At 36.9% G+C, this 5,213-nt stretch carries 8 protein-coding genes and 1 pseudogene; all 9 read right to left on the bottom strand.

Features of this window, described 5'->3' with window-relative positions; all coding sequences use genetic code 11:
* Positions 1 to 565 (bottom strand): annotated as a pseudogene (locus BTHERMOSOX_RS09070) (hypothetical protein); the annotation flags it as partial.
* 15 nt (positions 566 to 580) lie between these two features.
* Positions 581 to 1,216: a hypothetical protein gene (locus BTHERMOSOX_RS09065; protein ID WP_138120755.1), complete on the bottom strand. Its 636-nt coding sequence runs from the start codon at positions 1,214 to 1,216 to the stop codon at positions 581 to 583.
* Between the two features lie 24 nt (positions 1,217 to 1,240).
* Complete coding sequence (locus BTHERMOSOX_RS09060) at positions 1,241 to 1,627, bottom strand: type II toxin-antitoxin system VapC family toxin (protein ID WP_138120753.1); 387 nt, start codon at positions 1,625 to 1,627, stop codon at positions 1,241 to 1,243.
* Positions 1,624 to 1,848, bottom strand: coding sequence for a hypothetical protein (locus tag BTHERMOSOX_RS09055; RefSeq protein WP_138120751.1), 225 nt, complete (start codon positions 1,846 to 1,848; stop codon positions 1,624 to 1,626). The genes BTHERMOSOX_RS09060 and BTHERMOSOX_RS09055 overlap by 4 nt, the downstream gene beginning before the upstream one ends.
* Before the next feature lie 3 nt (positions 1,849 to 1,851).
* Complete coding sequence (locus BTHERMOSOX_RS09050; protein WP_138120750.1) at positions 1,852 to 2,103, bottom strand: hypothetical protein; 252 nt, start codon at positions 2,101 to 2,103, stop codon at positions 1,852 to 1,854.
* Positions 2,104 to 2,153: 50 nt separating this feature from the next.
* Positions 2,154 to 3,224 (bottom strand): hypothetical protein, encoded by a 1,071-nt coding sequence (locus tag BTHERMOSOX_RS09045; RefSeq protein ID WP_138120749.1) that lies wholly within the window; start codon positions 3,222 to 3,224, stop codon positions 2,154 to 2,156.
* A 9-nt stretch (positions 3,225 to 3,233) separates the two neighbouring features.
* Entirely contained in the window at positions 3,234 to 4,388 is a 1,155-nt protein-coding gene (locus BTHERMOSOX_RS09040) for a hypothetical protein (protein WP_138120748.1), read from the bottom strand.
* The gene (locus BTHERMOSOX_RS09035; RefSeq protein ID WP_138120747.1) at positions 4,328 to 4,912 is read right to left on the bottom strand and encodes a tetratricopeptide repeat protein; all 585 of its coding nucleotides are present in this window, start codon (positions 4,910 to 4,912) and stop codon (positions 4,328 to 4,330) included. Before BTHERMOSOX_RS09035 ends, BTHERMOSOX_RS09040 begins: the two co-directional genes overlap by 61 nt.
* Positions 4,858 to 5,067 (bottom strand): hypothetical protein, encoded by a 210-nt coding sequence (locus tag BTHERMOSOX_RS09030; protein ID WP_212744643.1) that lies wholly within the window; start codon positions 5,065 to 5,067, stop codon positions 4,858 to 4,860. The genes BTHERMOSOX_RS09035 and BTHERMOSOX_RS09030 overlap by 55 nt, the downstream gene beginning before the upstream one ends.
* Positions 5,068 to 5,213: the final 146 nt, after the last annotated feature.

Below are 5,213 nucleotides of genomic sequence, written 5' to 3'. Positions count from 1 at the left end.
GGGTCGGGACGAGGTGACGAGGACGAATCGGGGCGCCGAAGGCATTAGCGGTCGCGTTAAGTTTTTGCCGCTTGCTTGGGCTGGGATGCCCAAAACAAGCTTTCGCAAAAATAGCGACTCCCCGCTCCAAGGGCTTGTCTTTACCCAGTACGCCAGCTTGCACAGGATTCTGGCAATCAATAGGCAAGGTTACACCATATTTTTTCGGCTGAAAGCGGTAACCACTGGAAAAACTATCCGACAAGTTGATTAATTCAGTTCTAAGCGCTTCCCGATCACCCGAAAAATCATCATACAAAGCATTAATAAACGGAATTTTTCCATCCACTGTATTGCCCCGCACCATATCTTCTATCGAAAACCAGACGAGCCGTTCATCAGATTGTATTTTTTGTTGTAAATAAAGATACCCTTCCAGTGTTAAATCAATCTGAGAAATATACAGATAATACTCGGTTAAAGCATGGTTTGGCGCTGAACCTTGTACTTGTCGATATGGCTTTAAAGTGCGCCAAGGTGTGAATGTATAATGCTCATCAAAAATTAACCCCGTTTCTTCGCGCAACTCCCGTTTCAGGGTTTATGGTAAAGATTGTTTAATAAGCTCAGAATGAGGGGATTGCAAAGCTTTTAATACAGCGTCTTTATCGGCAAGAAGAATATCATTTTGATTTGCTCTACCGCCAATTAGCCCATAATCACCTGCGGATTTATCGTGGCGTTTGTGCGTATCTTCGCGCTGATAAAATAAAATCTTGCCATCCAGCTTAAGAATACTCCATGCAACATAGCAATAACGAATAGGCTTAGCCTGTTGTCTTACATGATATTCACACCGAGCATTTTCAAGCAAACTTAATACCTCGCGCTGCTGGTCTTTTTTATCATTAGCAATGCCCTGAGTGTTCCAGAAATTAGCCGGAAACAAACGGGAATCGGTATCGCTTAAAGCCGTTAATACTGATGTTGCGAGTAATTGAGCAGGAAAGGAGATAAAACACCATTCGCCTTTTTTTAATGCCTCGGGATTTAACGTGGCGAGTGTATCCAGTAAGTTTTCCAGCATTGCCAGGGTATTTTCTGCGACTTCCTTTTGGTAACCTGCATTGATCAAATGAATGACAAGTGTTTCGCTTTTTACACTGAAAAAATTTCCTTCCTCTTCAGCAAAACGTGGCAAATAGGGAAGCAATGCTTGAATTAACTGAGCTGTCATATTTTTTTATTTTTTACCGTCTACTTACCAAATCACAGGGACTGAATAATCAGCAAAGGCATGGTCAATAGTTACCACTGTCAGGCCTTCAATAATTGCCTGAGCAATAATAATACGGTCAAACGGGTCTTTATGGTGTGCAGGTAATTGTTTTAAATAAGCAATATGAGTTAAATCTATCGACAATAGTTGGATATTATTATCCTGCCTGTTTTTATCTACCAACTCTTCAACAGGCATCGCCAATGATAATTTGCCTAGTTGGTTTTTAATCTGCATTTCCCAGGGTGAAGCCATGCTTAAATAAAATTCATGTTCACCCGAACTACACAAGTCTTTAACTTTTTGGGATAGTCGCCCAGAATCCTCATTAATCCAAAGAAAAGAGTGAGTATCCAGCAGTAATTTCATAACTTTCCTTCTAACCAAAAGCTATCAGGTAAAGGACCATTAAAGTCATCGCTCATGTGTATTTTGTCTTTGAAAAGACCTAATGTAACTGGTTTTTGGGGCTGTTCAGCCTCTTCAAACATAACAATTACACGGGCGTTATGTGCATTAATATTTTTGGGTAGTTGCAAATGAATCTGTTGATTTTTGTCTATTTCTGCGAGGAGTTCGATGGCATGCATGGTTTATACCTCTGAGAAAGTTTGTTTGTATATATGACGTGCTAATACAGGTAAAAAATCATCGCTAGAAGCTGTTAAATTATGTATATATTTTTTCTGGTTGACCCAGAAATATTGTAGTAAAAAGCATTGAAAATCATGCTCCTCAGCATCAGGGTTACCAGTGCTCTGGCGATAAATTGCATTAATTTTTTCACCAAAATGTTTAATCTTTTTGTTTCCCTCTTTATCTTCGTATGATTCCGAAATTTTCAACCCCGATAAAATTTCATTAATATTTTTCTCTAAACCCTCAATGTTGGCTTTTAAGTTTTTGTATCAATTGATATTTTTGGGATACAGCCTAATAAAATTCTTTCGTATAGTTGTACTTCTTTGGGTAACTTAAACATCGCCCTCATATTAACCGTAAACAAAAAAGCAATTATCTGTGGCTTCAGTGGTTCAAGTAAATTTGCATGAGAAGTCCAGTTCCTTGTTATTTTTAATACCCAGGCAAACGTATGAATATCATGAATATTTTCATACTCGTAGCCAATTTTGTTAATAGCCTCTGGATCAATATTTTCTTCCCATTCATGAGCCATCGTTCTTAAAAATAAACGATATTGCACATTAGTTAGCTGCTCATTTGGCTGTTTTAAAGGTAAAAATTGCGCTAGCGTGTCCAGGTAGTTAACTATATCAGTGCCTACTATTTCAATAACGGGCTGTAGTTTTTTGTCGCGCTTAATAAAGCTTGTAAATTGAATTTTCGCATCATCTTTTTCAATAAGAGACTTTAGAAAATGACAAGCCTCAATAATTCCACGACGCAGGCGAGAATAGTCGTTTTCATGGTTTTTTACTATCCAGTTATGGGCGCTTGGATCAGATTTCTCATATATAGTAGGAAGTGTAACTTTGGCTACCTTGAATGCCTCTTTTATGGACTTTAAATTTTCGCCATGATTAGAACAAAATAAAATTTTCTCTTTTGGAAACCCTAATTCAATTACTAACTCTGTATAAAGATAGTAACCAGCAATCTTTTTAAGTTCTTCACACTTTGATTGAAGCATCTCTTCACCCGGCTCCTTATAATCATGAAATCGCTCTAATAATTGTAAAACATCATCATTAATAGCATCGTTTCTTGAGTAAGCAGGTAAGTCAATACCCAGGATAATGTAGTCAACTTTATCTAAGTTATTTCGAATAAACCCTAAGCCATCCTGAAAACTTAATTCGATAAAAACACCATATCTTTTTAAGTTATTTCTCAGCTGGCGTGTGTTATCAGAAAAATCCTTCTCATCAACTATATCTGTAAATAAATTACTTGCTGTCGTTTTAGCTGAGTTTTCAAAATCCTCTATCCATAAAAAATAACTCATTATTCACCTTTATATGCTTAATAATAGTTCGTTAGGAATCCCAAACTCAATCACAAAATCATCCTGTAGAATAGGTTTGATAAACTGGCCTCCTGTTTTACGTGCAAGAGCTGATAAAAACGAATGCCCTTTATGACTTCCCTTAATAATGGTGCGCTCATTTCTTGCACTGGGGTTATGACAAGCTAGTACCTGAAAACCATCTCGCTCGATCCATTCTAGAGTAACAGGCAGTTTACTTGAAGAAGAATAGTATTTGAAAGCATTTACTAAGATTTCATTAAGTAAAATTGTTAAAAATGATTCAATAACACCATACTCCTTAAACTGAAGTTGAATATCGTCAAACCCTATCAATTCTAACTTAAAAAAATGCTCTTCCAGCCACATGAGGCGGGGCTGAAATTTTGCAGGCTGGGTTATTAACTGAGCATAACTTTTTTCCCACTCAGCCTGCAGTTGTTGCTCTAGCTTATAAAAGTCATCGTACCATGTTTTATAACTTAGCTCTGGCTCACATAAACCATGTGCTTTTGCATAACTCAAATAATGTTGTTGAATTTTCTCCACGCTAGAGGCCGAAAGCAAGTGCAGTATAATCATATCCAGCGTATGCAGAAAAACTGCAGACAATCGGCCATTCCCATGATGATCCTGCTGCATTTTCTTTTTTAGAATTTCTGAGTCAGTGGAAATAATACTAAACACGTCCAACAAACCACGCATTGTCTGTGCAGCTTCAGTATATATCTTTAGCTGGTTTTCATGAGTAGTGTTGTAGAGAATAGTATCCAGGGGACTACGAAACTTATGTGCAAACATAGACATCATATCTTCAAGTTCTTTTTGCGATTGTAGCAATTGCTTGTTTTTTGCTTTAAGTTCCTGGTTTTTTTTTGCTAATTCCTTTTCTTTATCAATATTAACCAAGCACATTTCCTTAAAACCTTTATCCATGCTCTTCCAGTTATTTTCAAATAACTGTGTAATAAAGCCCTTTGCAAGGTCATACTCATGACATTCTATAAATATTTCACACCTTAACAAAGTAAGAAATATTGTGTTATTTGTAAGTGAATGACGAGATATAGCAGATACACCTTCTATAAAAACATCACCAATCTCATCAAGACTGTTGAGTTCACAATAACTGGCTTTGCCCAAATTCCTTTCTGTGCCTTTGCCTTGAACATAGCAATTCGATAAAAAAGCGCGACAAAATAATCTATTTCCCAGTTATCATCTGCGTCTTCACCATAATTTTCACATATATGGGCTGCTTTATAAAAACACTCAAAAGCTAGCTTATCATTTTGAACTACGCCCTTACCAGAAGAGTAAAGAACTCCTAAAAATAAATAGGTCTCAACCCGCTTATGTCCATTTAAATTTTTAGTGCAATAGTCAAAAGCAATTTTATAACATTGCTCAGCATTCTCTTTTTTTATAGCACATGAGGGAAATGCTAAGTAAAGGTAGGCATTTTCTATCCACTGATTAGCTTCAATATGGCCTTGAAAAGCTGCACAAACCATCCATTCCATACCTGTTGTACTGTTTTTTTCAACCCCCTCTCCATGAAGGTATTTTTTTGCTATCCAATATTGATAATTAGCATTATTAACTGCAGGTTCTATTGATATTTTACGCCATTCAGAAAGCAACTCAATATCTCTTTCAACACCCAAACCAAACCAATTGCAAAAATATAAGCGACGTTGAGCTCCAGCAATATCTTTTTCAGCTGCTTTTTTATACCACCTAAATCCTGCAAGCCATTATTTGGATGCCCAGTAACCATATAATTAGTATGGTTACCGGGGTTTCTACTGCCACTTTGCATACCTTTTTCCGATCGACGGATCCAGACATCCAGATTCCAGCTATAAATAGTGGGAATCTTTAGTATTCTCTGAGTTCAAGGCAATAAGCATTCTGCCAATGTATCATGGCCTTTAATCAAAATCGCTTAACTTTGATTTAATGCTA

Source organism: Bathymodiolus heckerae thiotrophic gill symbiont, assembly GCF_900128515.1.
Lineage (GTDB): Bacteria > Pseudomonadota > Gammaproteobacteria > PS1 > Pseudothioglobaceae > Thioglobus_A.
The sequence above is the reverse complement of the archived record's forward strand: the minus strand, read 5'-3'. Positions and strand labels throughout refer to the sequence as shown.

Excerpts from the sequence above, each read along its gene's own strand:
- BTHERMOSOX_RS09065 (WP_138120755.1), bottom strand. The coding sequence starts at position 1,216 with ATGACAGCTCAGTTAATTCAAGCATTGCTTCCCTATTTGCCACGTTTT.
- BTHERMOSOX_RS09045 (WP_138120749.1), bottom strand. The coding sequence starts at position 3,224 with ATGAGTTATTTTTTATGGATAGAGGATTTTGAAAACTCAGCTAAAACG.
- BTHERMOSOX_RS09055 (WP_138120751.1), bottom strand. The coding sequence starts at position 1,848 with ATGCATGCCATCGAACTCCTCGCAGAAATAGACAAAAATCAACAGATT.
- BTHERMOSOX_RS09030 (WP_212744643.1), bottom strand. The coding sequence starts at position 5,067 with ATGCAAAGTGGCAGTAGAAACCCCGGTAACCATACTAATTATATGGTT.
- BTHERMOSOX_RS09060 (WP_138120753.1), bottom strand. The coding sequence starts at position 1,627 with ATGAAATTACTGCTGGATACTCACTCTTTTCTTTGGATTAATGAGGAT.